Raw genomic sequence first — 22,739 nt, 5'->3', positions numbered from 1 at the left:
CTATGAATTATCCGATGCGCCCGGTGATGTAGCTTTCGGTGCGCTGATCCTCGGGATTAGTGAAAATCTTGGTGGTTTCGTCGAATTCGACCAGTTCGCCGAGGTGAAAGAACGCGGTCTTCTGGCTGACGCGGGCGGCCTGTTGCATCGAGTGCGTGACGATCACGACCGAGAAGCGCGCGCGCAATTCATCGATCAGTTCCTCGACCTGCGCCGTGGCGATCGGGTCGAGGGCCGAGCACGGCTCGTCCATCAACAGCACCTCGGGGCTGGTGGCCACGGCGCGCGCGATGCACAGGCGCTGCTGCTGGCCGCCCGACAGGCCGGTGCCCGGCTGGTCGAGCCGGTCCTTGGCCTCGTCCCAGAGCGCGGCGCGGCGCAGCGATTTCTCGACGATCTCGTCCAGCTCGGCCTTGGTCTGGGCAAGCCCGTGAATGCGCGGCCCGTAAGCCACGTTGTCATAGATCGACTTGGGAAAGGGATTGGGTTTCTGGAACACCATGCCCACCTTGGCGCGCAGTTGCACCGGGTCCACGCGCTTGTCGTAGATGTCTTCGCCATCCAGCGTGATCTGACCGTCGACGCGCGCGACATCGATCGTGTCGTTCATGCGGTTCAGGCAGCGCAGGAAGGTCGACTTGCCACAGCCTGACGGGCCGATAAAGGCCGTCACGGTGTTGTCCTCGATATCGACATCGACCGATTTGATGGCATGCGTGTCGCCATAGAAGACGTCGACCCCCCGCGCGCGCATCTTGATTTCGTTGTTGTCCACAGCCCGCTCCGTCAATCGCATCGTGTTCATCTTGGTATCCTCCATAGCGTTTACCAGCGGCGTTCGAAACGGCGCCGCAGGAAGATCGCCAACGCATTCATGAAGAGGAGGAAGATCAACAGTACGATGATCGCCCCCGAGGCGCGCTCCACAAAGGCCGGGTCCGAGCGCTGCGTCCAGTTGTAGACCTGCACCGGCAGGGCCGAGGCCGCGTCGAACAGGCCCTCGGGCGGGGCGGCGGGGTATTCCCGCACGAAGGCCACCATGCCGATCAGCAACAGCGGCGCGGTCTCGCCAAGGGCCTGCGCAAGGCCGATGATCGTGCCGGTCAGAATGCCGGGGGCCGCCAGCGGCAGAACGTGGTGAAAGACCGACTGCATCTTTGACGCCCCCAGCCCCAGCGCCGCCGCCCGGATCGACGGCGGCACCGCGCGCAGAGAGGCGCGCGTGGCGATGATGATCGTCGGCAGGGTCATCAGCGTCAGCACCAGCCCCCCCACGATCGGCGCCGATTGCGGCAGGCCGGCGAAATTGATGAAGATGGCCAGACCGAGGATGCCGAACACGATGGACGGCACGGCCGCGAGGTTCGAGATATTCACCTCGATCAGGTCGGTCAGTCGGTTCTTCGGCGCAAATTCCTCGAGATAGATCGAGGCCGCGACGCCGATGGGCAGCGCCAGCGCCAGAACCACCAGCATCATGTAGAACGAGCCCAGGATCGCCACACCGAGGCCCGCCGCTTCGGGCCGCTGACCCGAGGCATCCGGCGCGGTGATGAAATCCCAGTTGAAGCGGGTTTCCAGCATGCCGGCCTCGGCCAGCGCCTGCGCCAGTTGCAACTGCTCGGGCGTCACGTTCGCGTCGCGCTCGGCGGATTCCATGGTGACGCGGCCCTTGAAGAAGCCATCGATGCGGCCGCCGGCCAAGACCTCGACGGTCAGGGTCTGCCCCACCAGATCGGGATTGGCCAGGACGCTGTTGCGCAGCTGCGCCGGCGCCTCGTCCGAGATCATGTCCGCCAGGCTGCGCAGACCGACCTCATGCGCGAGTCCTTCCGCCTCGATCGCGTCGGCAAAGGCCTGCGCGATCACCGGCAGATAGCCGAAGGTCGTGACCCGCGCCATCTCGGCCGGGTCGCGATTGCCCGCAGGGTCAAGACGGTCTTCCGACAGGGTCACCGGAAAGCTGATATAGGTCTGGCGAAAGGCGCTGGCACCGTTCGACAGGATCGAGACCAGCAGCAGGATCAGCGCGACGACCCCCACGATGACCGCGGCCAGACCATAGGCGCGAAAGCGGGCCTCGGCGGCGTTGCGGCGCTTGGTGCGGGCGTCCTGCGCAAAGATCGAGCGCTTGGGCGCGGCCCCCTTGTCCGGGCCGGAATTTGCGGCGGCGTCGGTCATTCGTACTGCTCCCGGTATTTGCGCACGATGAAGAGGGCAAAGACGTTCAGCCCCAGCGTGATGACGAACAGTGTCAGCCCGAGGGCAAAGGCGACCAGCGCCTCGGGGCTGGAGAAATCGGTGTCGCCGGTCAACTGGCCCACGATCTTGACGGTGACGGTGGTCATCGCCTCGAACGGGTTCAGCGACAGGCGGGCCGCCGCCCCTGCCCCCAGCACCACGATCATCGTCTCCCCGATCGCGCGCGAGGCCGCCAGCAGCACGGCGCCGACGATGCCCGGCAGCGCGGCGGGCAGGATGACTTGCTTGACCGTCTCGGACTGCGTCGCGCCCAGCCCGTAGGACCCGTCGCGCAGGGACTGTGGCACGGCGTTGATGATGTCATCGGACAGCGAGCTGACGAACGGGATCAGCATGATGCCCATCACAATGCCCGCCGTCATCACGCTGGAGGAGGATGTGCCCAGGCCCAAGGGTTCGGCGAAATAGTCGCGCAACAGCGGGCCAACGGTGATCAGGGCGAACAGGCCGTAGACGATGGTGGGAATGCCGGCCAGGATCTCGATCATCGGCTTGGCGACCGAGCGCACCCGTTTCGACGCGTATTCGGCCATGTAGACCGCCGCGAACAGCCCGATCGGCACCGACACCAGCAGGGCGATCAGCGAGATGTAGAGTGTCCCCCACAGCAGCGGGATCAGGCCAAGCTCGGACCCGCCCTCGAAACTGGGGCGCCATTCGAGCCCGAAGAAGAACTGCTGCCACGGGTACAGATCGAAGAAACGAAAGGTTTCCGACAGCATCGACAGCACGATGCCGAGCGTTGTCAGAATGGCGATGGTCGATGCCAGAAGCAGGATCGCGAGGATGCCGTGTTCGACCGAATTGCGCGCACGGAATTCCTGATGGGTTTTGACATAGGCATAAGCCAGCCCCAGCGCCGCCAGCAGCAGCACCACGAAAGCGCGGGCGACATTGGCCGACGCGGTCAATTCGCGATAGCGCTGCGCGGCCTGCAGAACCTCGGGGCGCACATCGCTGCCAAGGGCGACGCCCACCTCGGCCAGCCGGTCGCGGACATTGGTGACCTCGGTACTCAGGCTGCGGGCCTCGTCACGGCCGAGCGCGCCTTGGGCGACGGCCTGATCCAGCCCGTCGGCCACGCGCCGGACCTCGCCCAGAACCAGATCGCGCGAGCCGACCTCTTCGACGACACGCTCGGGGATCAGATGCGAGATCGCATTGCCGACCAGCATCGGCTGCACGACCAGCCAGACCGCCAGCACCAGCAGCGCGGGCACAAGAGTCAGCATGGCGACATTGGCGCCGTAATAGCCGGGCAACGAGTGCAACACGCGCGAGTCGCCCCCCGCGCTGGACATGGCCTTGCGCCGGCCGATGACATAGCCGACCGCACCCAGCACGATCAGCAGCACGATTATCCAGAACAGCGGCATGGCGGGCCTTTTCGGGGATCAGCGAACAGGAACGAAGCGGGACTTCGGCGGGACAAGGGCGGGGCCGCGCGTGTCGGCCCCGCCCCGATCATGTGGTCAGGCGCAGATTACATGTCGCCCATGGTGACGCGCTCGGCGACCACGCGCTGGGTCTCGGCCAGCTCGGGGTCGGACACCAGGCCATAGGCGGCCAGCGGGCCGAACGGGCCGGCGATGTCGTCGGAGACGAAGAACTCGGCATATTCCTGCAGGCCCGGGATCACGTCGAGATGGGCTGCCTTGATGTAGAAGAACAGCGGGCGCGACACCGGGTATTCACCCGAGGCGATGGTGTCGACCGAGGGGGTCACGCCGCCCATGGTGGCAACCTGCAGGGTATCGGTGTTGTTCTGGTAGAAGGCCAGGCCGAACACGCCGATGCCCTCGGGGTTTGCGGCGATGCGGGCGAGCGTTTCGGTGTAGTCGCCGTCGATGTCGACCGACACGCCATCGGCGCGGATTTCCATGCACGCCTCTTCGGCGGCATCTTCGTCCATGCCCATTTCCATCATGGCGCCCATGGCGCCGGTGTCTTCACAGCCCTGCAGGATCACGTTCTCGTCGAACACTTCGCGGGTGCCGTGACGGGTGCCGGGGATGTAGGTGGCGATTTCCTGGTCGGGCAGATCGGCGTTCACCTCGGACCAGTTGGTGTTGGGGTTGGCGACCATTTCACCATCGACGGGCAGTTCGGCGGCAAGCGCCAGGTACCAGTCCGAGGGGGTGAACTCGAACGAGTTGCCGTTGATGTCCGAGGCAAAGACAATGCCGTCATAGCCGATGCGGACCTCGATGATGTCGGTCACGCCATTGGCGGCGCAGGTCTCGATTTCCGACTCGCGGATCGAACGCGATGCATTGGCGATGTCGGTGGTGTTTTCGCCGACACCTTCGCAGAAGCGGCGCAGACCGGTCGACGACCCGCCCGATTCGACGACGGGGGTCGGGAAGTCGAAGTTTTCGCCGAACGCCTCGGCCACGATGGTGGCGTAGGGCAGAACGGTCGAGGACCCGGCGACCTGCACGGTGTCACGGCCCTGGGCCGAGGCGGCGGTGGCGGAAACGGCGGCCACGGCCAGGGCCGAGACGGTGAGTTTTGCGAGCGACATGAATGACTCTCCTTGGGTTTTCAGACATCGCGAACGCGCAGTGGTTTTGCGCGCGCTCAGCGGCGACCTATCCGTGGCGCGCTACGCTTCTGTGACAGTTGCGTAACAGTTTTATGACAGGCGGCGATTTCGGAGCATTCCGTGGCGCAAGCCCGCCGCCGACCGACCGCGCGCGGGGCGCAGCGCGGCCCCGAGCCCCTTCAGACGGCGGGAAAAACCGCGCTGAAGGTGCTGCCCTGGCCGGTCACGCTGCTGACGCGCAGACGGCCGCGATGGCGGTTCACGATATGCTTCACGATCGCCAGTCCCAGGCCGGTGCCGCCCATTTCGCGCGATCTATGGGTGTCGATTCGATAGAACCGCTCGGTCAGGCGCGGGATGTGACGCGCCTCGATCCCCTCGCCGCGGTCGATGACATCCACCCGCAGGACGGGGCCCTTCATGCTGCCGCTGCCCTCCTCGGCCACCAGTCGCAGCGTGACAGGGCGACCGGGGCCGCCGTATTTGAGCGCGTTTTCCGCAAGGTTCAGGAACACCTGCATCAGCTGGTCGCGATCGCCCTGGATCACGGCGCGCCGCCCGTCGGGCAGGTGCCGGTCGATCTCGATGGCGTTGCCGTTATCCTCGGCGGTGGGTCTCAGGGCGGCGGCCACCGCCTCCAGCACGGCCGACAGATCCACCTCGTCGGCGGGCCGGATGCGTTCCTGGCTTTCGACCCGGCTGGCGACAGCAGGTCCGAGACCAGACGGTTCATTCGCCGCGCCTCGGCCTCCATGATCCCCAGAAAGCGGTCCTGCGCCTCGGGGTCGGTCCGGGCCGGCCCGCGCAGCGTTTCGATAAAGCCCAGAACCGCCGTCAGCGGTGTGCGCAACTCGTGGCTGACATTGGCGACGAAATCGCGGCGCATCTCCTCGGCTTCGCGCAGATGGGTGATGTCCGAGAAATGCAGCAGCAGCGGCACATGACCGCCCCCCCGGTGCTGCGCTCAGCGGGGTCAGTTTGACGCGGAACTGCGTGACACCGGCCGTGTCGGGCATTTCGAAACGCGCTTCGCTGGCCGCGCCGCCGGCCTGCAGCGCCTCGATCCGGCCCAAAAGCCCCGGTTGACGCAACACGGTGGTATAGGCGCGCCCGACGATCCAGTCCCCGAACATACGGCGCGCGGGGGCGTTGGCCACTGAAATCGTGCCGGTCGAATCCAGCTGGATCATCGGGTCGGGCACGGCGCCCAGAAACTGTTCCAGGGGTCCGAAAGGGGTGTCACGGGGCATCGCGGTCACTTGCGGCAAGGGAATCGGCCGGGGTCGCTTGTGACTAGGGCCAAACCGCGCGCGCTGGCAATGGGGTCGCCGCCGCCGCCCGCCCATTGGACGTCCGCGGCTCGCCGCGGGGTGGCACGGGCCCGCCCGCCAGTCGCGGCAGGGGCGAGTGGCCTGGGAACTGCGGCCTGAAAATCCCTTTCATATGCTAAGAAACCTTTGTCTCGGGGGCAAAGATTGATAGGTTCCAACTGTGTCGCGGATGTCCGCCGAATGGAGGGGCCGACAAGCCGGACCGATGTTGCAGTGGCCGAGGCGCGTATGAGAGACACCGGCAACAAACGCAGCGGGGATCTACAAGGGTTCCAGTCGGACGGCCCCGCGCTGCACGGCAGCCGCGTGCTGGCCGTTGCGCTGCCTGCCTCGGTGCTGGATCTGTTGCCGCGCAACGTGCTCGAGCCGCATTCCTACATCGCCCGCGCCGATTACGACGAGCTCGATTCGATGAACTTCGCCGGGCGTGACGCCCCGGCCCTGGTGCTGTCGCCCCTGCTGACGCCGGTCTTCGATGCCATCGACCTGGCGCGCTATCTCAGCCAGCGCGCCTATCGGGGGCGCTATCTGGCCCTGGTCGAGAAACTGCCCTCGGCCAATCTGATCCGGCGCGAGGTCGAGGCGCAATCGCCGGACCTGAATTTCGACGTGATCGTGCTGGATGGCTCGACCCCGTTGCATTCGCTGTGATCCGCGCTGCGCTGATCCTCTTGCTCGGCACCCTGCCCGTCACCGCCCAACAGGATTTCACCGATCGGATCGCAGGGCGCTATGCGGGCGGCATCGGCCTGCCCGCCGGGAACCCTTGCCCGCCCGCCGCCCCCGAGGGCGGGCGGCCCGTCGGATTCGAGGGCGAGACCTATTACGGCGCGAATTTCACCTGCCGCTTCCACACCGCAACCCCGGTGCGCGGCATGGACGCGATCCTTTACGATGTCAGCTGCACGGGCGAGACGGGCACGCCCTATGATGCCGGGCGCGTGATGCTGATGCCCACCGAGGACGGGCTGTGGTTCATACAGGATGGAAGGATGCAATTTTGGCCGCGATGTTCCGATTGACCCTGGCGGTGCTTCTGGTCGCCACGCCGCTGGCCGCGCAGGAGGATTTCCTGCCGCGCCTCGAAGGGGCTTATCTGCCCCCGGCCCCGGACTGCCGCGCGGTTCAGCTGCGAGGGCCAATGGGGCCTGATCGGCGGGCGCCTCGGCATTCGGGACGGCCAGTTGATCGGATTGGAGAACGCTTGCACCCTCACCGACCCGGTCGAGGTGCGCGGCATGGACGCGATGCTTTTCGACACGCAATGCAACGGCGAGGGCGTGGCCTATGACGGCGGCCGCGTCATGCTGATGGCGACCCGCGCAGGGATCGCCATCATAAGCGATGGATCGGTCGTCGAATGGACCCGCTGCCCGAACTGAACCGCGCTTAGACGGCGGCCAGCCCTTGCTCGAAATCCGAGATCAGCAGATCGATCTCTTCGATCCCGACCGAGACGCGGAAAGAACCCGTCGACTCATGCCCCAAGTCCGCCCGCGCATCGGGGGTCAGGGCGCGGTGACTGGAGCTTGCCGGGTGGCTGAGCGTCGTGCCCACATCCCCCAGCGTCGGCGCAAAGGGCAGTTGCGGCGCGGCCGCGACCATGCGGTTGGCCGCGGCCTCGTTGCCGTCGATCTCGAAACTGACCATGTTGCCGGTCCGCGCGCCCAAGAGCGCCTTGGCCCGTGCGCGATCGGGGTGATCGTCGCGCCCCGGATAAAGCACGCGCTTGACCTTGGGATGCCCGGCCAGCACATCGGCCAGCGCGGCGGCATTGGCCTCGGCCCGGTCATAGCGCAGCGGAAAGGTGTAAAGCCCCCGCTCGGCCAGCCAGCATTCGTAAGGCGACGGCGTCAGCCCCGTGGTCACCGCGAAATCGTAGATCGCCCTTTGCAGGCCCGCGTCCTTGGCCACGACATAGCCCAGCGTCACGTCGGAATGGCCGGCCAGCAGCTTGGTCACCGAGTGGATGACGATATCGGCGCCATGCTCGAAGGGCCGCCAGGCGCGCGGCGTGGTGAAGGTGTTGTCCACGGCCAGCAGCACGCCCGCCTCGCGCGCGACGGCGGCGATGCCCTCCATATCGGCCACGCGCAAGGTCGGGTTCGACACGACCTCGAGAAGGATCATCCTGGTCTCGGGGCGGATCGCGGCGCGCACGGCCTCCGCATCTGTGGGGTCGGCCACCGAGGTGGCGATGCCGAACCGCGCCAGATCCTGATGCATCAGCCGCAAGGACCGTCCATAAAGCTGGTTGCCGCCGATCACGTGATCGCCCGCGCCCATGATCCCCATCAGCGCCGCCGTCACCGCGGCCATGCCCGACCCGGTGACGAGGCCGCCCTCGGCCCCCTCCATCGCGTCGATCTTGCGCGCCAGCACAGTCGCGTTCGGGTGCCCCTCGCGCGCGTAGGTATAGCCCGTCTCGCGCCCCTCGTATTGTGCGTGCAGCGTGTCGATCGAGGGCGAGGCATAGACGACCGAGGGCTGGATCGGCGTGACCACGGGGCGGCTGACCCCCTCGGCCAGCGGCATCCGGCGCACAAGGGTTTCGGGTCGGACGTTGCGGCGATCGTCGCTCATTCTGGGCCTCACAGGATTTCTCGGACGGCGCATCTAACACCCCGCCTCGGCAAGAGAAAAGGGCCGACGTCGCGGCCCCTTGCCCCGTGCATCCTTATCCTTCGAACATGCCGGGGGGCAGAGCCCCCCTTGCCCGCCGCGCCCGACGCGATCAGGGCCGGACGGTGCCGTCGCCCGTCACCTGATACTTGAACGAGGTCAACTGCTCGGCGCCCACCGGCCCGCGCGCATGCATCTTGCCGGTGGCAATCCCGATCTCGGCCCCCATGCCGAACTCACCGCCATCGGCGAATTGCGTCGAGGCGTTGCGCATCAGGATCGCCGAATCGAGCCGCTGGAAGAAGCGCTGCGCGGCCGCGTCATCCTCGGTGAGGATGCTGTCGGTGTGGTTCGAGCCATACTGCCGGATATGGGCAATGGCCGCGTCGATATCGTCCACGACCCTGGAAGCGATGATCATGTCGAGGAACTCGCGCCCGTAATCCGCTTCCGTCGCCGCAACCACGCCCTCGATCGCCTGAAGCTCGGCATCGCCGCGCACCTCGACCCCGGCGTCGATCAGGGCGCGCACCACGCCTTGCCCGATCGTGTCCAGCACGTCGCGATGGATCAGCAGGCATTCCGCCGAGCCGCAGATGCCCGTGCGCCGCGTCTTGGCATTCAGCACCACCTTCAACGCCTTTTCGGCATCGGCGCCCGCATCGACATAGACGTGGCAGATGCCCTCGAGATGGGCAAAGACCGGCACCCGCGCCTCGCGCTGCACCAGGCCCACCAGCCCCTTGCCCCCACGCGGCACGATCACGTCCACATACGCGGTCATGGTCAGCAGATGGCGCACCGCCGCGCGGTCGCGGGTCGGGATCAGCTGCACCGCGTCCTCGGGCAATTCGGCGGCGCGCAGACCGGCCTTCAGACACTCGGCCAGCACAGCCGAGGAATGAAAGCTTTCCGATCCGCCGCGCAGGATCACCGCGTTGCCCGATTTCAGGCACAGCGCGCCGGCATCCGCCGTCACGTTCGGGCGGGACTCGTAGATCACGCCGATCACGCCAAGCGGCGTGCGCACCCGCTGGATATGCAGCCCCGAGGGCATGTCCCATTCGGTCATCACCGCGCCCACCGGGTCATCCTGCGCGGCCACGGCCTCCAGCCCCCTGGCGATGCCCTCGATCCGGCCCGCATCCAGCATCAGGCGGTCCATCATCGCGGCGCTCAGGCCCTTGTCGCGGCCAAAGGCCATGTCCTTTTCATTCGCCGCGATGATCTCGCCCTCGCGCACCCGCACCTCGGCGGCGGCCACCTCCAGCGCGCGGCGCTTCGCCTCTGGCGCGGCAAAGGCGAGTTCGGCGCTGGCGGCGCGCGCGCGGCGGCCGATCTCGTCCATCAGGGTGGCGATGTCCTGGCTGTCGGGCAGGTCTTTCATGGCGAACCTCATGTCGGGGGTGGCAGTGAGGGTACTGGGTTTTCGCGGGATCAGGAAGGCTTCAGAGCACCATGTCGTCGCGATGGACCAGCGCGGCGCGGGCCGGATAGCCCAGGATCGCCTCGATCTCGTCCGAGCGGTGCCCCGCGATGGCGCGCGCTTCCTTGGCGGTGTAACGGCTGAGCCCGAGGCCAAGCGACGTGCCGTCGGGCCCCTCCATCCGCACCGGGTCGCCGCGCTGGAAATCGCCCGACACGTCGGTGACCCCCGCCGGCAACAGCGACTTGCCCCGCCCCAGCGCCGCCACCGCCCCGGCATCCAGGCGCAAAATCCCGCGCGGCTTCATCGCCGAGATCCAGCGCTTGCGCGCCGCCTGCGGATCGAGCGTCGCGGTGAACCATGTCGCGCGCGCGCCCTCTTCCAGCGCCGTAAGCGGGCGCAACCCCCGGCCTTCGGTGATCGCCATGGCGCAACCCGCGCCGGTGGCGGTGCGTGCCGCCATCAGCTTGGTCTTCATCCCGCCTTTCGACAGGCCCGAGCCCGCATCGCCGGCCATCGCCTCGATCTCGGGCGTGATCGCCGGGACCTCGGACAGATGCCGCGCGGTCGCATCCTCGTTGGGATTGGCGGTGTAAAGCCCATCCACATCGGACAGCAGCACGCAGGTATCGGCCCCCGCCATCACCGCGACATTCGCCGCCAGACGGTCATTGTCGCCATAGCGGATCTCGTCGGTGGCGATGGTGTCGTTCTCGTTGACGATCGGCACCACGCCCCGCGCCAGAAGCGCCGCAAGGGTGGCGCGCGTATTCAGGTAACGCCGCCGGTCGCCGCTATCGTCCAGCGTCAGCAGGATCTGCGCGGTGGTGATGCCATGGGGGGCGAACGCTTCTTCATAGGCGCGGGCCAGGCGGATCTGGCCCACGGCGGCGGCGGCCTGCGCCTCGTCCAGCGACAACGCCCCCTGCCCCAGCGCCAGAACCCCGCGCCCCAGCGCGATCGACCCCGACGAGACAAGGATCACGTCCACCCCGCGCGCCTTGAGCATCGCCACGTCCAGCGCCAGCGCACGCAGCCAATCGGCCTTGAGCGCGCCGGTCTCGCGATCCACCAACAGGGCCGAGCCGATCTTGACGACCAGCCGTTTGGCCTCGGCCAGGCCCACGCTGCGCGCCTCCGCGCTCAGGGCCGCCACGGCTCGGGCTCCTCGCGGTCGGCGCGCATCCGCAGCCGGTCCGCGTCGATCTTCGATCGCAGCACGCGCAACACCTCGACCAGGCCGGTGCGGGCGACGCCCGACATGGCCATGACCGCGCCACCGGTTTCGGCCTCCAGCGCGGCGCGTTTCCCGGCGATCTCCTCGTCCGTCAGCGCGTCGATCTTGTTGAGCACTGTCACGCGCGGCTTCTCGGCCAGCCCCCCGCCATAGGCCGAAAGCTCTTCGATGATGGTGTGGTAATCGGCCACCACATCCTCGGATGTGCCGTCGATCAGGTGCAGCAGCACCGCGCAGCGCTCCACATGCCCAAGGAACAGGTCGCCCAGCCCCCGCCCCTCATGCGCGCCTTCGATCAGGCCGGGAATGTCGGCCACGACGAATTCCGCACCATCGACCCCCACGACGCCCAAGTTGGGATGCAGCGTGGTAAAGGGATAATCCGCGATCTTGGGCCGCGCGTTCGAGGTCGCGGCCAGAAAGGTCGATTTGCCCGCATTGGGCAGACCCAACAGGCCCACATCCGCGATCAGTTTCAGCCGCAGCCAGATCGTGCGCTCCACCCCCGGCTGGCCGGGATTGGCCCGGCGCGGGGCCTGGTTGGTCGCCGTCTTGAAATGCAGGTTGCCGAAGCCGCCATTGCCGCCCTTGGCCAGCAGCACCCGGTCGCCCACATGGGCGAGGTCGGCGATCACCGTCTCCTCGTCTTCTTCCAGAATCTCGGTGCCCGCCGGAACGCGCAGCACGATATCGTCGCCGCCCGCGCCGGTGCGCTGCTTGCCCATGCCGGGCGTGCCGTTCTTGGCGAAGAAATGCTGCTGGTAGCGGAAATCGATCAGCGTGTTCAGCCCGTCCACCGCCTCGGCCCAGACATCGCCGCCGCGCCCGCCATCGCCGCCATCGGGTCCGCCATATTCGACGAACTTCTCGCGGTGAAAGCTGACCGCCCCGCCGCCGCCGCTGCCCGAGCGGATATGGACTTTGGCAAGATCTAGAAACTTCATGGGATCACCGGGACGAGGCGCAGGGCCTCCCCTTCATCTTGGCAAAAAACTCCGGGGAGCGCGAGGGATTGTCTCTTGTCCGGCAGTGGTCCGCGGACAATGGACGATGCCCCCTCGCATCCCGCCCGTCGACCCTTACCCCAAACGCTTGAGGTAGGTCCATGTCGGCACCTTGGCCTGACGTGCGACCGAATAGGCCTCGGCATCGCCCAGATAGTCGAAGCCCGCATTGGTCAGCACCCGCGCCGAGCCCGGATTGTCCTGAAACACCGAACCGAAAATGGTCTTGTTCTCGAGCGGGTTCGCCGCCACCAGCGCATTCACGGCCTCCGAGGCGAAGCCCGTGTTCCACATCGCGGGCGCCACCCAGTAGCTGATTTCGGACTGGCCGCGATCCATCTGCTTGAGGGCAATCACCCCCAGCACCTCGGCCCCGCCGTAGCGCGTGGCGTCCATCGCCCAGACGAACTCGGTCCGGTCGGGATGGCTGACGCGCTGTATGAACGCCTCGGTGGTGCCGGGCGGCAGGGGATGGGGAATCGATGTGGTCATCTCGGCCACGCGCTTGTCGGATGTGTACATGGACAAAAGCCCCGCATCCGACGGACGCAGCGGGCGCAAGACCATGCGCGGGGCCTCGACAAGGGCCTGTGCAACGATGGCTTCCTGTTTCATGGGCTGTGGCCCTCCTCCGAACCACTCCCCCCAGGGGAAAAATGGGCATGACGGCCCGGTAACACAAGGTGATGGCAAAAATGCGAAAGGGCCGGCTGATCCGCCGGCCCCTCAACCTGTCCACAGTCGGGATTCGGCGTTACTCCGCGGCCTCGGCGGTTGGCAGGACCGAAATGAAGGTGCGGCCCTTGAAACCCTTGGCAAAGGTCACCTGGCCTTCGGTGGTCGCAAAGATGGTATGATCCTTGCCCATGCCGACGCCTTCGCCCGGATGCCACTTGGTGCCGCGCTGGCGCGCGATGATGTTGCCCGGAATGACGGCTTCGCCCCCGAACTTCTTGATGCCAAGACGACGACCGGCGGAATCGCGGCCGTTACGGCTGGAGCCACCTGCTTTTTTATGTGCCATGTGTCTCTCTCCTTATGCGCCGGCCAGTTTCTTGGCCTGTTCGATCCAGCCCTCACGCTCGATGCGGCCCTTGAAGGACAGCTTCTCGTCCATGTCGGCCACATCTTCGGGCGTCCATGCGGCGATCTGGGCAAAGCTGGTCACACCTGCCTCGTGCAGCTTTTTCTCAAGCGCGGGGCCGACGCCCGACAGTTGCTTGAGATCATCGCCACCCGCGGCGGGGGCGGCTGCGGTCGGTGCGGCCTCTTTCTTGGCGGCCTTTTTCGGGGCCGGGGCGGCCTCGGCGGTCGTGGCGACCGAGCCTGCGCCGACGGCGGCCTTGACGCCGGACTTGTCCGCACCCGAGGTCAGGATCTCGGTGATCTCGACCAGCGTCAGCTGCTGGCGATGGCCCTTGGTGCGCTTGGACGAATGCTTGCGACGGCGCTTGACGAAGTGGATCAGCTTTTCGCCCTTGATCTGGTCGACGACGGTGGCCTGCACCGCCGCGCCCTCGACCGTGGGGCTGCCCACCGTGGCGCTGTCGCCGCCAAGCATCAGAATATCGTTGAACTGGACGGTTTCGCCCGCATCGGCTGCCAGCTTTTCAACGCGCAGACGGTCGCCCGCCTTCACCTTGTATTGCTTGCCGCCGGTTTTCATCACCGCGAACATGCGCGTGGTCCTTTTGTCTGCCGCGCCCTTTGGCCCCGGTGTCCCGGTGTTTCTGGGGTCGGGCCGTGGCCCCTGCCCCGCCTCGGACAGCGCGCCCCGGTCGGGGCGTCATGTCAAAAACGATTCCCGCCGCCCGAGAACCCGGACGGCGGCAGAAGCCGTGATATGCCTCAAGCGCCCTGCCGGGTCAAGCTTTGCCGCTCAGGTATCTTCGCCCGCGATGAAGACCGCGGCGGCCGTTCCCAAGGCATAGCTGGTATCGTCGAACATCGCATCGAAGGCCGTGAACAGGGCGGCGTTCAGCGCCTGGCCCGCGGGCGTTTCGGACATGGCGATATAGGCCTCGAAATCGGACTCGGTGACGCCCGAATAGGCGGCCAGCTGGTAGGAATATAGCCATTCGATCGTGTCGGCCCGGATCTGGGGCTCCTGCCCCCAGACCTCGGCCAGCATCAGCTCTTCGGGCAGATCGACCTCGAAGGCGCCGCCATCGGCCAGGCCGCGATAGAAGGCATAGTTGGAATTGAGCGCGCCCATCACGTTGCGCTCGACCAGGTCGTTGGCGGCGATGAAGCGGCCCAGAAGATCCAGACGCGGGTCCTCGGCCTCGGCCCGCTCGCGAAATCGGATCTGCGCCGCGTCCTCGACCGCCGGATCGAGAAAGGCGCGTCGCGCGGCGATCTCGCCCTCGATCACGCTGCGCCCCGGCTCGGCCGTGGCAAAGGCCGTGATCCGGGCGATCTGGTCGGGGGTCATCCGATCGACGGGAAAGGCCGCTTCGAAGGCCTCGGTCATGGTCTCGACCGAATGCAGCCGCGCGATCATCGCCTGCCACGCCGCCCCGCCCTGGCCGGGAAACATCTCCGCCTCCGGGTCCGTCGAGCCGGCCAGCGCTTCGGCGGACATGATCTCGATCACCTCGTACATCCCAAGGGCGTCCAGCATCGCGTGCACCTCGGGCGCACGTTCGGACAGGGGCGGTTCGGCCGGCATCGTCTGCGCCGGTGTCTGGGCCGGTGTCTGGGCCGACGCGACGGCCGCGGCCAGAAGACCGAAGACCATGGAAAAGGTGAAAAAGGCGGCGCGCAGCATCAAGGGGCCTCCTGCGGGATGCGTGTCATCGGTGCGGGCGCACCGATCCGGTCGGGCAATGCCATAGCAGATGGGAACGCGCGACGGCAGGGCCAATCCCAAAGACGTGAACAAAAATCGGGCCTTGCGCTGCGGATCGCCGCCGTCGCCGCACCGCAGGTTTCGCGCAGGAAATGCCCAAACCCCTCTTGCACGCCCGCCGCACAGCCGCTACACGCCTGCTCCACACGGACCACGTGCCTTGCGGAGAGGTGCCGGAGTGGTCGAACGGGGCGGTCTCGAAAACCGTTGTGGGTGCAAGCCCACCCAGGGTTCGAATCCCTGTCTCTCCGCCACATTCCTTCCCCGGGTTCGGCCGCGATGGCCTTGCGTCCCGCGCGTTGGCGCGACATGCCTGTGCGCGACGAAAGCCTGCAGGAAAGCCCATGACCGATCAGCCCGACACACCCGCCCCGCGCGCGCTTGCAACCGCGCTGGCCCGCGACATGGCCGAAAGCGACGCCTTTCGCACCGCCCTGGCCGACTTGATCGCCTTTCGCACCGATGCCACGCGCCCCGATTCGGCGCTGACGCTGGCGGCCTATCTGGATCATGTCGAGGCCGGCTTGCGCGCCACGGGCTTCGAGACCGAGCGCGTGGCGGCCGACGGGCATCCGTTTCTGATCGCCCGCCGTATCGAGGATGCCGCCCGCCCGACCGTTCTGGGGTATTCCCATGGCGATACCGTACCCGGCATGGAAGGCCGCTGGCAGCAGGGCCGCGACCCCTGGACCCTGACCGAAGAGCCCGAGACCGGCCGCCTTTACGGGCGCGGCATTGCCGACAACAAGGGGCAGTTTCTGGTCAACCTGACGGCGCTGCAGGCCGTCATGGCGGCGCGCGGCGGCACGCTGGGGTTCAACGCGCTGTGGATCATCGAGATGGGCGAGGAGATCGGCTCGCCCGGCTTGCGCAGCCTTTGTGCCGAGCACAAGGATGACTTTGCCGCCGATCTGCTGCTGGCCTCGGACGGGCCGCGCATCGAGGCCGCCCAGCCGACGATCTTCCTTGGCGCCCGGGGCGGCCACACGTTCAAGCTGCATCTGAAGCGCCGTGACGGCGGACGGCATTCGGGCAATTTCGGCGGCGTGCTGCGCAACCCCGGTCTGGAAATGGCCCATGCGCTGGCCACGATCGCGGATGCGCGCGGGGCGATCCAGGTGCCCGGCTGGACGCCGGAAGGCGGCGTGCCCGACCCGGTGCGCCGCGCGCTGGCCGGTCTGATCCCGGCGGGCGGCGAGGTCGATGACGGCTGGGGCGAGCCCGAGCTGAGCCCGGCCGAACGGGTGCATGGCTGGAACTCGGCCGAGATCCTCGCCTTCACCTGCGGCACGCCGGATCAGCCCGTCAATGCCATCCCCCCCGAGGCCACGGCCTGGGTCCAGCTGCGCCATGTCACCGGGCTGGACGAAGACCGGCTTGCCGCACATCTGCGCGCCCATCTCGACGCGCAGGGCTTCGGCGATATCGAGGTCACCGAGGATGGCCCCGCCTTTGCGGCCTCGGCCACGCCGCCCGACCACCCCGCCGCCGCCTTCGCCGCCGGGTCGCTGGCGCGCACACAGGGCGTCGCGCCGGTCGTGCTGCCCTCGCTTGGGGGATCGCTGCCCAACGACATCTTCACCGATCTTCTGGGCCTGCCCACCGTCTGGGTTCCGCATTCCTACCCCGGCTGTTCGCAGCACGCCCCCGACGAGCACCTGCCAAAGGCGCTGCTGCCCGAAGCCGCATCGCTGATGGCGGGCCTTTATTGGGATTTGGGCGAGGTGGACCGCGCCGAGTTGCGCCGCCAAGACTAGCCGTCCTCGGCGCGCCACGCGGACAAGGCGGCGTTGTCCGATGCGCCGTCCTGCGGACCCGAGGCGCCCCGGCCGGCCCGCACCGATCCCGGGCCCAGGGGACCGCGGAAATAGTGCAACTCGCGCGCGCCGAAGTAAAAGCTGACGATGGCCCCCAACAGCCACCACAGCGGATCGGGCACCTCGGACAAACCGCGCATGCGGGCGGAAAACCCCAGCGGATCGGCCATGGCATAGACGAACAGCCCCATCGTCCCCAGCGCCAGCAAGGGCCGCGGCAGCCGGTTCAGCCCGTTGATCGCCCGGTCGAACCGGCCGACCCCGGCATGTTCGAACTCGGCCGAGGCCGCGCGCAGCGCCGCGGCGCGCGCCTCGGCGGTCAGTTCCATGCGCCGTGTCGCGTTCTCGACGAACACCTCGGAGACCCCCTCGACCGCATCGCCCACGGCGCCGACGGTGCGACCGGCTTGCAGCGCCTGACGGATCATCCCCATGCGGCCACCCGGGCGCGATGCTCGGCCTCCGTCAGGTGATAGCGGGGCGAGATGAATTCCTCGGCACGCCGGATCCAGCCCCCCTTGCCGCCATCGCGGCGGCGGGCGTATTTGCGGCTGGCCGGGCGTCGATCGGCAAGGCGGTAATAGTAGCTGCGCCGCGCGATGCCGTAGGCGTCGACCAGGTGATCCGGCGCCACGCGCAAGGCGGCATGGGCGGCGCGCGCCGTCTGCGGCCCGATCACCCCATCGACGACGACGTCCAGCCCCATGTCGCGCAACAGCCGTTGCAGGATGCGCACCGCATTGGACCCGGCATTGACATACATGTCGAAGACCGAGGGCTGCAGCGGCTCGGGCAGCAGCGCGATCCGCGGGGCGTCGAAGTAATGCCGCAAGAAAATGTCGGCCGCGATGTCGGGGGTCACCGCGCGCACATCGGCGACATCCACATCGCCATCGGCATCAAGGTCCAGCCCGAGGCAGCGCATGGTGTGGATCGTCACACCATGTTTGGTGGCCCCGCCCGGATCGTCCGGGTCATCCACGAAGCCGCCCTCGCGGGACACGATCTGATTGGCAATAGCACGAACCGAAAGCATGGCTCGCCCCTCCATGCTCAAGGTTTCAATCCCGAGCAGGACACCACGAAAACCCTAAGATCCGGTTAAGATCTCGTGACGGACATGCCGCTTCATCTTGGCAGGAAAACTCCGGGGGTGCGGGGGCAGAGCCCCCGCGGGTCGGCGCGCGACAGCGCGGCGAAATCCGGTCAGCTTTCCGGCCCCGCCTCGTCCTCCGCGTGGCGGTAGACGCCCTGCTCTTCCAAGGCGTCGATCACCTCGGCCGGCATGTAGGTCTCGTCATGGCGCGCCAGGATCTCGGTCGCCTCGAAGACACCGTCGACCAGGCGGCCCGTCCCGACCATGCCCTGCCCCTCGTCGAACAGGTCCGGCAAAACGCCCGTGTAGGTCACCGGCACCGAGGCGCCGCCATCGGTGACCAGGAAGGTGATCGTCTCGCCCTGGCCGCGCACCAGGCTGCCATCCTCGACCAGGCCGCCGATGCGGAAGGTTTCGGTGGCCGGCGGGGGGCTTGCGACCACATCCACCGGCGCGCGGAAGAAATTGATGCCGTCGCGCATGGCATAGCCGATCAGCCCGGCCGAAACGGCCAGCGCCACGGTGGCTACCATGACCACCTGGATCCGTCGTTGTTTCTTGAGACCACGCATGGCCTGTTTCTCCTCACTCGCTCAGGGGAACAGCGCCGCCCCCATCAGCCCGGTCGTTTCCTCGATCCCGAGCATCAGATTCGCGTTCTGCAGCGCCTGCCCCGAAGAGCCCTTGCACAGGTTGTCGAGCGCGACGAACACGATGGCCCGCCCCGCCCGCCGGTCTGCCGTCACACCGACATGCACATAATTGGACCCACGGACGTCATGTGTCGAGGGGGCCGTGCCAAAAGGAAGCATGCGGATGAACGGCTCGGCCGCATAAGCGCTTTCCAGCGCCTCATAGATCGCCTGCCCATGGCCATGGACATAGACAGTGGCCAGAATGCCCCGGTTCATCGGCGCCAGATGCGGCGTGAACTGCACCGCGACGGGGCGGCCAGCGATGGCGCTGAACTCCTGGTCGAACTCGCCGAGATGCCGATGCACCCCGCCGATTGCGTAGGGGTTCGTGCCTTCGGACAATTCCGCGTGCAGCAGGTTTTCCTTGAGGCTGCGCCCCGCGCCGGACACCCCGGTGATCAGGTTGATGATGATCTCGTCGGGGTCGATCACGCCGGCGCTCAGCAAGGGGCGGATCGCGTATTGCCCGGTTGCCGCGTTGCAGCCCGTCCCGCCACCAGCCGCGCCGTGCGTATCCGGTCGCGGTAGAACTCGGTCAGGCCATAGACGGCCTCGGCCTGCAACTCGGGCGCGTCATGCGGTTTGCCATACCATTTTTCATAGGCCGCCGCGTCGCGCAGGCGGAAATCGGCGGACAGATCCACGACTTTCAGGTCGCGGGGCAAATCCTTGATCACGCTTTGCGATGTGGCATGCGGAAGGGCACAGAACGCCAAGTCGATCTGGCTGAAATCGACCTCGTCGATACGGCAGAGATCGGGCAGGTCGTAGCCGCGCAGGAACGGGTAGACGGCGGCCATCGGCTGACCGGCCTTGCGGTCGCCCGTCAGCGCGGTGATGCTCATGTCGGGATGCCCGAGGATCAGCCGGACGAGTTCGGCCCCGGTATAGCCCGAGGCGCCGAGGATGGCGATTTTCTTAGTCATTTCAATATGGTCCCGGTCGAGGGAAAACTCTAGAGATCGGCGGACTCGAAGGCGATCTGTCGTCGCAGGAATTGCGTGGCCTTGGACGACACGCGCTTGGGGTCGCCCGTGGTCAGGAATTTCGTCTCGCCGCCCGGGCCCACCATTTCGGGGCGGCGGTCGAGGTAATCGGCCAGGCTTTCGGCCACGAGATTGGGCTGGGAATAGACCGCCACCTCGGGGCCGAGGGCGTCGCGGAACACTTCTTCGACCAGCGGGTAATGGGTGCAGCCCAGGATCGCGGCCTCGGGTTTGGGCATCCGCCGTTGCAGCGATTCCACGTGGCTGCGCACCAGCGCATCGGCCAGGATCATGTCGCCCATCTCGATCGCGTCGACGACACCGGCGCAGGGCTGCGCCTCGACATCGACACCGATGGCGCGAAAGGCCAGTTCGCGCTGGAAGGCGCGGCTGGAGACGGTGGTGGGCGTCGCGAACAGCGCCACATGCTTTACGGCGACTTCGCGCGGGGGGGAGTTGTCGCCCCATTTGCGTTCGGTCAGCGCCTCGATCAGCGGCACGAAGACGCCCAGCACGCGCTTGTCATGGGGCACCCAGCCCTCCTGCATCCGGCGCAGCGCGGCGGCGGACGCCGTGTTGCAGGCCAGGATCACAAGGTCGCAGCCCTGATCGAACAGGCATTGCACGCCGGCGGTGGTCAGGTCGTAGATGTCGTCGGCATCGCGCACGCCATAGGGCGTGTGCGCGTTGTCGCCGAAATAGACCACGGGCAGGTCCGGCAGGCGTTTCGTCACCGCCTCCAGTACGGTCAGCCCGCCCAGACCGCTATCGAAAATTCCGACTGCCATAGCCCTAATACCTGTCTTTCCGTTTGCCGCGCGGCCGCACGCCCTCGGCGTCCTTGTCGCGGTGTTGTGCCTCGAACTCGAATCCCCGCAGCTGCGGGTCCAGCGGCCGGGGGCTCAACCCATAGGTCCTTTCGCGCAGAAACGCCATCATCGCCTTGGTGTCCCTTGCAAAAGGCTCAAGCTCGGCGCGCGGGATGGGCGCGCCGATGACGACGCGCACGGGGCTGTTCACGCGCGAGCGGAACTCCTTGATCAGCAGGCCCATGCGCAGCGTGGTGTGCAGGTGGCTCATCAACTGGAACAGGCGCGAGTTCTGGCCGTCGAAGAAGATCGGCACCACCGTCGCCTCGGATTTGGCGATCATCTTGGCGGTGAAGCCGCGCCAGCCGGGATCCATCGGGCGGCCGAAAGGCTTGGCCGCGGTGCTGACCGTTCCGCCCGGAAACACCCCGATCGCGCCCCCGTCGGAGAGGTAGCGCAGCGCTTCGCGCCGGGTCCGGATGTTGAGCGCCAGCGCCTCTTTCGTGTCGTCGAAGCTGATGGGCAGGATGATGCGGTCGATATCCTCGGCCTTGCGAAAGACGCGATGGGCTAGGATGCGGAAATCGCCGCGTGCCTTGGACAGGATATGGCCCATCATCAGCCCGTCGAGAATGCCATAAGGGTGGTTGGCGATCACCACCACGGGCCCCTCGGCGGGGATGTTCGACAGGCTGCCGCCGATGACCTCGAGGCTGAGCCCGTAGCGATCGGCCATCACCTGCCAGAAATCGCGGCCCTGCCGCACTTCGTCGTCATAGCCCTCGGCCCGGCGGATCAGGCCCATGCGGCCGGTGGCGTTCTCCATCACGCGGATCATCGCGCGCCCGCCCTTCGAGGCGGCGGAAGAGGCATAGGAAATCTCGCGCGCGACCTGGCGCTGGAGCGCGCGTTGCGTGGGTTCGGAGCGCCTGAGCGGCATGGTTCGCGTCCGGGTTGAAAGCGTTGCCTTGGCTTACCGCGAAGGCGGCGGCTGCGTCCAGTCTCTAGCGCCGGGTCCAGCCCCAAAGACAGAGCAATTCCATCGCCACATGGGCGCCGGCCACCGCCGTCATCTCGGCATGGTCATAGGGGGGCGAGACCTCGACCACGTCGCCGCCGACCAGGGTGATGCCCGCCAGCCCGCGCAACAACTGCGCGGCCTGCGCGCTGGACAGGCCGCCCCAGACCGGTGTGCCCGTTCCGGGGGCGAAAGCCGGGTCCAGCCCGTCGATATCGAAGCTGAGGTAGACGGGGCGGTTCCCGACCCGTGCGCGCAGATCGGCGGCCACGGCCCCTGCCCCGCGCGCATGCAGCTCGGCCGCGTCGTGGATGTGAATGCCCAGATTGTCCTCGACCACGGTGCGGATGCCGACATGGGCGGAATGGGCCACATCGATCAGCCCTTCCTTGACGGCGGTGTAGCAGAAGGTGCCGTGGTCGATGCGGGACGGGTCGTCATCGGGCCATGTATCTGTATGGGCATCGACCTGGATCAGGGCGATGGGCCCGTGTTTCGCGGCATGGGCGCGCAGGATCGGCAGGGTGACGGAGTGATCGCCCCCCAGCGTGATCGCGGCCGCGCCTGCGTCGAGGATGCCCTTGATATGCGCCTCGATCCGGGCGGGCACATCGGCGGGATAGGCATAGTCCAGCGCCATGTCGCCGTAATCGGCAATCGCGAGTGCTTCGAGCGGGGAATACCCATCCCAGCCATAGGGCGGATCGAAGGGTTGCAGGCTGCAGGCCGCGCGGATCGCGCGCGGGCCGAACCGCGTGCCGGGCCGGTTCGTCACCGCCTGATCGAAGGGGATGCCGGTCACCGCCACGTCCACGCCGGTCAGGTCCTTGGTGTATCTGCGCCGCAGGAAACTGGTCGCGCCGGAAAATGCGTTCTCGAAGGCCAACCCCTTGAGATCGTCGCGCGTGATCGCGGTGTCGATCTGGTGTTTCGCGTCTTCCAAAGCCATGTGTCGCCTCCGTTGCGTCGCGCCAGCCTTTGCCGTTTCGCGCGCGATTGGCAAGCGGCCCCTGACTTTGCCGCCCTTGCCCCTACTTGCC

Annotated in this window: 24 protein-coding genes, 1 tRNA gene and 1 pseudogene; 5 read left to right on the top strand and 21 right to left on the bottom strand. The window is 67.2% G+C overall.

What is annotated here, in order from left to right; translation table 11 throughout:
• Window positions 1-7: 7 nt before the first annotated feature.
• The 6 genes from pstB to ROSELON_RS18235 form a co-directional block, all read right to left on the bottom strand.
• Window positions 8-796 carry a phosphate ABC transporter ATP-binding protein PstB gene (pstB, locus tag ROSELON_RS13660; RefSeq protein WP_407059684.1) on the bottom strand — a complete coding sequence of 263 codons (789 nt, stop codon included), beginning with the start codon at window positions 794-796 and terminating at the stop codon, window positions 8-10.
• A gap of 29 nt (window positions 797-825) precedes the next feature.
• A complete protein-coding gene (gene pstA / locus ROSELON_RS13655) occupies window positions 826-2,181 on the bottom strand; it encodes a phosphate ABC transporter permease PstA (protein WP_025312904.1) in 1,356 nt (451 codons plus the stop codon).
• On the bottom strand, window positions 2,178-3,638 hold the full coding sequence (gene pstC / locus ROSELON_RS13650) for a phosphate ABC transporter permease subunit PstC (RefSeq protein ID WP_025312903.1): 1,461 nt from the start codon (window positions 3,636-3,638) through the stop codon (window positions 2,178-2,180). Before pstC ends, pstA begins: the two co-directional genes overlap by 4 nt.
• A gap of 107 nt (window positions 3,639-3,745) precedes the next feature.
• The gene (locus tag ROSELON_RS13645) at window positions 3,746-4,786 is read right to left on the bottom strand and encodes a substrate-binding domain-containing protein (protein ID WP_025312902.1); all 1,041 of its coding nucleotides are present in this window, start codon (window positions 4,784-4,786) and stop codon (window positions 3,746-3,748) included.
• A 200-nt stretch (window positions 4,787-4,986) separates the two neighbouring features.
• Window positions 4,987-5,466, bottom strand: coding sequence for an ATP-binding protein (locus ROSELON_RS18240; protein ID WP_156945949.1), 480 nt, complete (start codon window positions 5,464-5,466; stop codon window positions 4,987-4,989).
• Entirely contained in the window at window positions 5,424-5,747 is a 324-nt protein-coding gene (locus ROSELON_RS18235) for a sensor histidine kinase (RefSeq protein WP_281172817.1), read from the bottom strand. Before ROSELON_RS18235 ends, ROSELON_RS18240 begins: the two co-directional genes overlap by 43 nt.
• Window positions 5,748-6,318: 571 nt before the next feature.
• On the opposite strand from ROSELON_RS18235, the gene ROSELON_RS17595 reads away from it, so the two are divergent.
• The 3 genes from ROSELON_RS17595 (at window position 6,319) to ROSELON_RS13625 (ending at window position 7,520) form a co-directional block, all read left to right on the top strand.
• Window positions 6,319-6,789, top strand: a complete 471-nt coding sequence (locus tag ROSELON_RS17595) for a hypothetical protein (RefSeq protein ID WP_025312901.1) — start codon at window positions 6,319-6,321, stop codon at window positions 6,787-6,789.
• Window positions 6,786-7,160 (top strand): hypothetical protein, encoded by a 375-nt coding sequence (locus ROSELON_RS13630; RefSeq protein WP_025312900.1) that lies wholly within the window; start codon window positions 6,786-6,788, stop codon window positions 7,158-7,160. Before ROSELON_RS17595 ends, ROSELON_RS13630 begins: the two co-directional genes overlap by 4 nt.
• Window positions 7,161-7,322: 162 nt before the next feature.
• A complete protein-coding gene (locus tag ROSELON_RS13625) occupies window positions 7,323-7,520 on the top strand; it encodes a hypothetical protein (protein WP_156945948.1) in 198 nt (65 codons plus the stop codon).
• A 7-nt stretch (window positions 7,521-7,527) separates the two neighbouring features.
• Here the strand turns inward: ROSELON_RS13625 and ROSELON_RS13620 are convergent, their stop codons facing one another.
• The 8 genes from ROSELON_RS13620 to ROSELON_RS13585 all read right to left on the bottom strand — a co-directional run bounded on the left by ROSELON_RS13620 (window position 7,528) and on the right by ROSELON_RS13585 (window position 15,197).
• On the bottom strand, window positions 7,528-8,721 hold the full coding sequence (locus tag ROSELON_RS13620; protein WP_025312898.1) for a trans-sulfuration enzyme family protein: 1,194 nt from the start codon (window positions 8,719-8,721) through the stop codon (window positions 7,528-7,530).
• A gap of 151 nt (window positions 8,722-8,872) precedes the next feature.
• Window positions 8,873-10,147, bottom strand: coding sequence for a glutamate-5-semialdehyde dehydrogenase (locus ROSELON_RS13615; protein ID WP_407059660.1), 1,275 nt, complete (start codon window positions 10,145-10,147; stop codon window positions 8,873-8,875).
• Between the two features lie 61 nt (window positions 10,148-10,208).
• Window positions 10,209-11,342: a glutamate 5-kinase gene (proB, locus tag ROSELON_RS13610; protein WP_025312896.1), complete on the bottom strand. Its 1,134-nt coding sequence runs from the start codon at window positions 11,340-11,342 to the stop codon at window positions 10,209-10,211.
• Window positions 11,330-12,367 (bottom strand): GTPase ObgE, encoded by a 1,038-nt coding sequence (obgE, locus tag ROSELON_RS13605; RefSeq protein WP_025312895.1) that lies wholly within the window; start codon window positions 12,365-12,367, stop codon window positions 11,330-11,332. Before obgE ends, proB begins: the two co-directional genes overlap by 13 nt.
• Before the next feature lie 135 nt (window positions 12,368-12,502).
• Window positions 12,503-13,042 carry a GNAT family N-acetyltransferase gene (locus ROSELON_RS13600; protein ID WP_025312894.1) on the bottom strand — a complete coding sequence of 180 codons (540 nt, stop codon included), beginning with the start codon at window positions 13,040-13,042 and terminating at the stop codon, window positions 12,503-12,505.
• Window positions 13,043-13,181: 139 nt separating this feature from the next.
• Complete coding sequence (gene rpmA, locus ROSELON_RS13595; RefSeq protein WP_025312893.1) at window positions 13,182-13,451, bottom strand: 50S ribosomal protein L27; 270 nt, start codon at window positions 13,449-13,451, stop codon at window positions 13,182-13,184.
• Between the two features lie 12 nt (window positions 13,452-13,463).
• The gene (locus ROSELON_RS13590; protein ID WP_025312892.1) at window positions 13,464-14,105 is read right to left on the bottom strand and encodes a 50S ribosomal protein L21; all 642 of its coding nucleotides are present in this window, start codon (window positions 14,103-14,105) and stop codon (window positions 13,464-13,466) included.
• A gap of 201 nt (window positions 14,106-14,306) precedes the next feature.
• Window positions 14,307-15,197, bottom strand: a complete 891-nt coding sequence (locus ROSELON_RS13585; RefSeq protein WP_025312891.1) for a hypothetical protein — start codon at window positions 15,195-15,197, stop codon at window positions 14,307-14,309.
• A gap of 245 nt (window positions 15,198-15,442) precedes the next feature.
• Between ROSELON_RS13585 and ROSELON_RS13580 the strand changes: the two genes are divergently transcribed.
• Window positions 15,443-15,532 (top strand) — tRNA-Ser (locus tag ROSELON_RS13580).
• Window positions 15,533-15,622: 90 nt separating this feature from the next.
• Window positions 15,623-17,035 carry a M20/M25/M40 family metallo-hydrolase gene (locus ROSELON_RS13575; protein ID WP_025312890.1) on the top strand — a complete coding sequence of 471 codons (1,413 nt, stop codon included), beginning with the start codon at window positions 15,623-15,625 and terminating at the stop codon, window positions 17,033-17,035.
• Here ROSELON_RS13575 and ROSELON_RS13570 read toward each other — a convergent pair.
• From ROSELON_RS13570 to speB, 7 genes and pseudogenes are all read right to left on the bottom strand, one after another.
• The gene (locus ROSELON_RS13570; RefSeq protein WP_025312889.1) at window positions 17,032-17,529 is read right to left on the bottom strand and encodes a holin family protein; all 498 of its coding nucleotides are present in this window, start codon (window positions 17,527-17,529) and stop codon (window positions 17,032-17,034) included. The two genes, ROSELON_RS13575 and ROSELON_RS13570, sit on opposite strands and share 4 nt — an antisense overlap.
• A complete protein-coding gene (locus ROSELON_RS13565) occupies window positions 17,520-18,131 on the bottom strand; it encodes a holin-associated N-acetylmuramidase (RefSeq protein WP_025312888.1) in 612 nt (203 codons plus the stop codon). Before ROSELON_RS13565 ends, ROSELON_RS13570 begins: the two co-directional genes overlap by 10 nt.
• A gap of 170 nt (window positions 18,132-18,301) precedes the next feature.
• Window positions 18,302-18,763: a cytochrome c maturation protein CcmE gene (gene ccmE, locus ROSELON_RS13560; protein ID WP_025312887.1), complete on the bottom strand. Its 462-nt coding sequence runs from the start codon at window positions 18,761-18,763 to the stop codon at window positions 18,302-18,304.
• Between the two features lie 21 nt (window positions 18,764-18,784).
• Window positions 18,785-19,812, bottom strand: a pseudogene (argC, locus tag ROSELON_RS13555) (N-acetyl-gamma-glutamyl-phosphate reductase).
• A gap of 29 nt (window positions 19,813-19,841) precedes the next feature.
• Window positions 19,842-20,660 (bottom strand): glutamate racemase, encoded by an 819-nt coding sequence (locus ROSELON_RS13550; RefSeq protein ID WP_025312886.1) that lies wholly within the window; start codon window positions 20,658-20,660, stop codon window positions 19,842-19,844.
• A 4-nt stretch (window positions 20,661-20,664) separates the two neighbouring features.
• Window positions 20,665-21,621 (bottom strand): lysophospholipid acyltransferase family protein, encoded by a 957-nt coding sequence (locus tag ROSELON_RS13545; protein ID WP_025312885.1) that lies wholly within the window; start codon window positions 21,619-21,621, stop codon window positions 20,665-20,667.
• A gap of 64 nt (window positions 21,622-21,685) precedes the next feature.
• Window positions 21,686-22,648: an agmatinase gene (gene speB / locus ROSELON_RS13540; RefSeq protein WP_025312884.1), complete on the bottom strand. Its 963-nt coding sequence runs from the start codon at window positions 22,646-22,648 to the stop codon at window positions 21,686-21,688.
• Window positions 22,649-22,739: the final 91 nt, after the last annotated feature.

It is taken from the genome of Roseibacterium elongatum DSM 19469 (assembly GCF_000590925.1).
In the GTDB taxonomy this organism is placed as follows: Bacteria; Pseudomonadota; Alphaproteobacteria; order Rhodobacterales; family Rhodobacteraceae; genus Roseibacterium; species Roseibacterium elongatum.
The sequence above is the reverse complement of the archived record's forward strand: the minus strand, read 5'-3'. Positions and strand labels throughout refer to the sequence as shown.

What these genes read in the sequence shown, in the direction of transcription:
- ROSELON_RS13600 (WP_025312894.1), bottom strand. Translation starts at nt 13,042, where the DNA reads ATGAAACAGGAAGCCATCGTTGCACAGGCCCTTGTCGAGGCCCCGCGC.
- ROSELON_RS13565 (WP_025312888.1), bottom strand. Translation starts at nt 18,131, where the DNA reads ATGCTTTCGGTTCGTGCTATTGCCAATCAGATCGTGTCCCGCGAGGGC.
- ROSELON_RS13545 (WP_025312885.1), bottom strand. Translation starts at nt 21,621, where the DNA reads ATGCCGCTCAGGCGCTCCGAACCCACGCAACGCGCGCTCCAGCGCCAG.
- pstA (WP_025312904.1), bottom strand. Translation starts at nt 2,181, where the DNA reads ATGACCGACGCCGCCGCAAATTCCGGCCCGGACAAGGGGGCCGCGCCC.
- ROSELON_RS13620 (WP_025312898.1), bottom strand. Translation starts at nt 8,721, where the DNA reads ATGAGCGACGATCGCCGCAACGTCCGACCCGAAACCCTTGTGCGCCGG.
- pstC (WP_025312903.1), bottom strand. Translation starts at nt 3,638, where the DNA reads ATGCCGCTGTTCTGGATAATCGTGCTGCTGATCGTGCTGGGTGCGGTC.
- pstB (WP_407059684.1), bottom strand. Translation starts at nt 796, where the DNA reads ATGCGATTGACGGAGCGGGCTGTGGACAACAACGAAATCAAGATGCGC.
- obgE (WP_025312895.1), bottom strand. Translation starts at nt 12,367, where the DNA reads ATGAAGTTTCTAGATCTTGCCAAAGTCCATATCCGCTCGGGCAGCGGC.
- speB (WP_025312884.1), bottom strand. Translation starts at nt 22,648, where the DNA reads ATGGCTTTGGAAGACGCGAAACACCAGATCGACACCGCGATCACGCGC.
- ROSELON_RS13645 (WP_025312902.1), bottom strand. Translation starts at nt 4,786, where the DNA reads ATGTCGCTCGCAAAACTCACCGTCTCGGCCCTGGCCGTGGCCGCCGTT.
- ROSELON_RS13615 (WP_407059660.1), bottom strand. Translation starts at nt 10,147, where the DNA reads ATGAAAGACCTGCCCGACAGCCAGGACATCGCCACCCTGATGGACGAG.
- ROSELON_RS13590 (WP_025312892.1), bottom strand. Translation starts at nt 14,105, where the DNA reads ATGTTCGCGGTGATGAAAACCGGCGGCAAGCAATACAAGGTGAAGGCG.
- ccmE (WP_025312887.1), bottom strand. Translation starts at nt 18,763, where the DNA reads ATGCGTGGTCTCAAGAAACAACGACGGATCCAGGTGGTCATGGTAGCC.
- ROSELON_RS13570 (WP_025312889.1), bottom strand. Translation starts at nt 17,529, where the DNA reads ATGGGGATGATCCGTCAGGCGCTGCAAGCCGGTCGCACCGTCGGCGCC.
- ROSELON_RS13585 (WP_025312891.1), bottom strand. Translation starts at nt 15,197, where the DNA reads ATGCTGCGCGCCGCCTTTTTCACCTTTTCCATGGTCTTCGGTCTTCTG.
- ROSELON_RS17595 (WP_025312901.1), top strand. Translation starts at nt 6,319, where the DNA reads ATGGAGGGGCCGACAAGCCGGACCGATGTTGCAGTGGCCGAGGCGCGT.
- ROSELON_RS13575 (WP_025312890.1), top strand. Translation starts at nt 15,623, where the DNA reads ATGACCGATCAGCCCGACACACCCGCCCCGCGCGCGCTTGCAACCGCG.
- ROSELON_RS13550 (WP_025312886.1), bottom strand. Translation starts at nt 20,660, where the DNA reads ATGGCAGTCGGAATTTTCGATAGCGGTCTGGGCGGGCTGACCGTACTG.
- rpmA (WP_025312893.1), bottom strand. Translation starts at nt 13,451, where the DNA reads ATGGCACATAAAAAAGCAGGTGGCTCCAGCCGTAACGGCCGCGATTCC.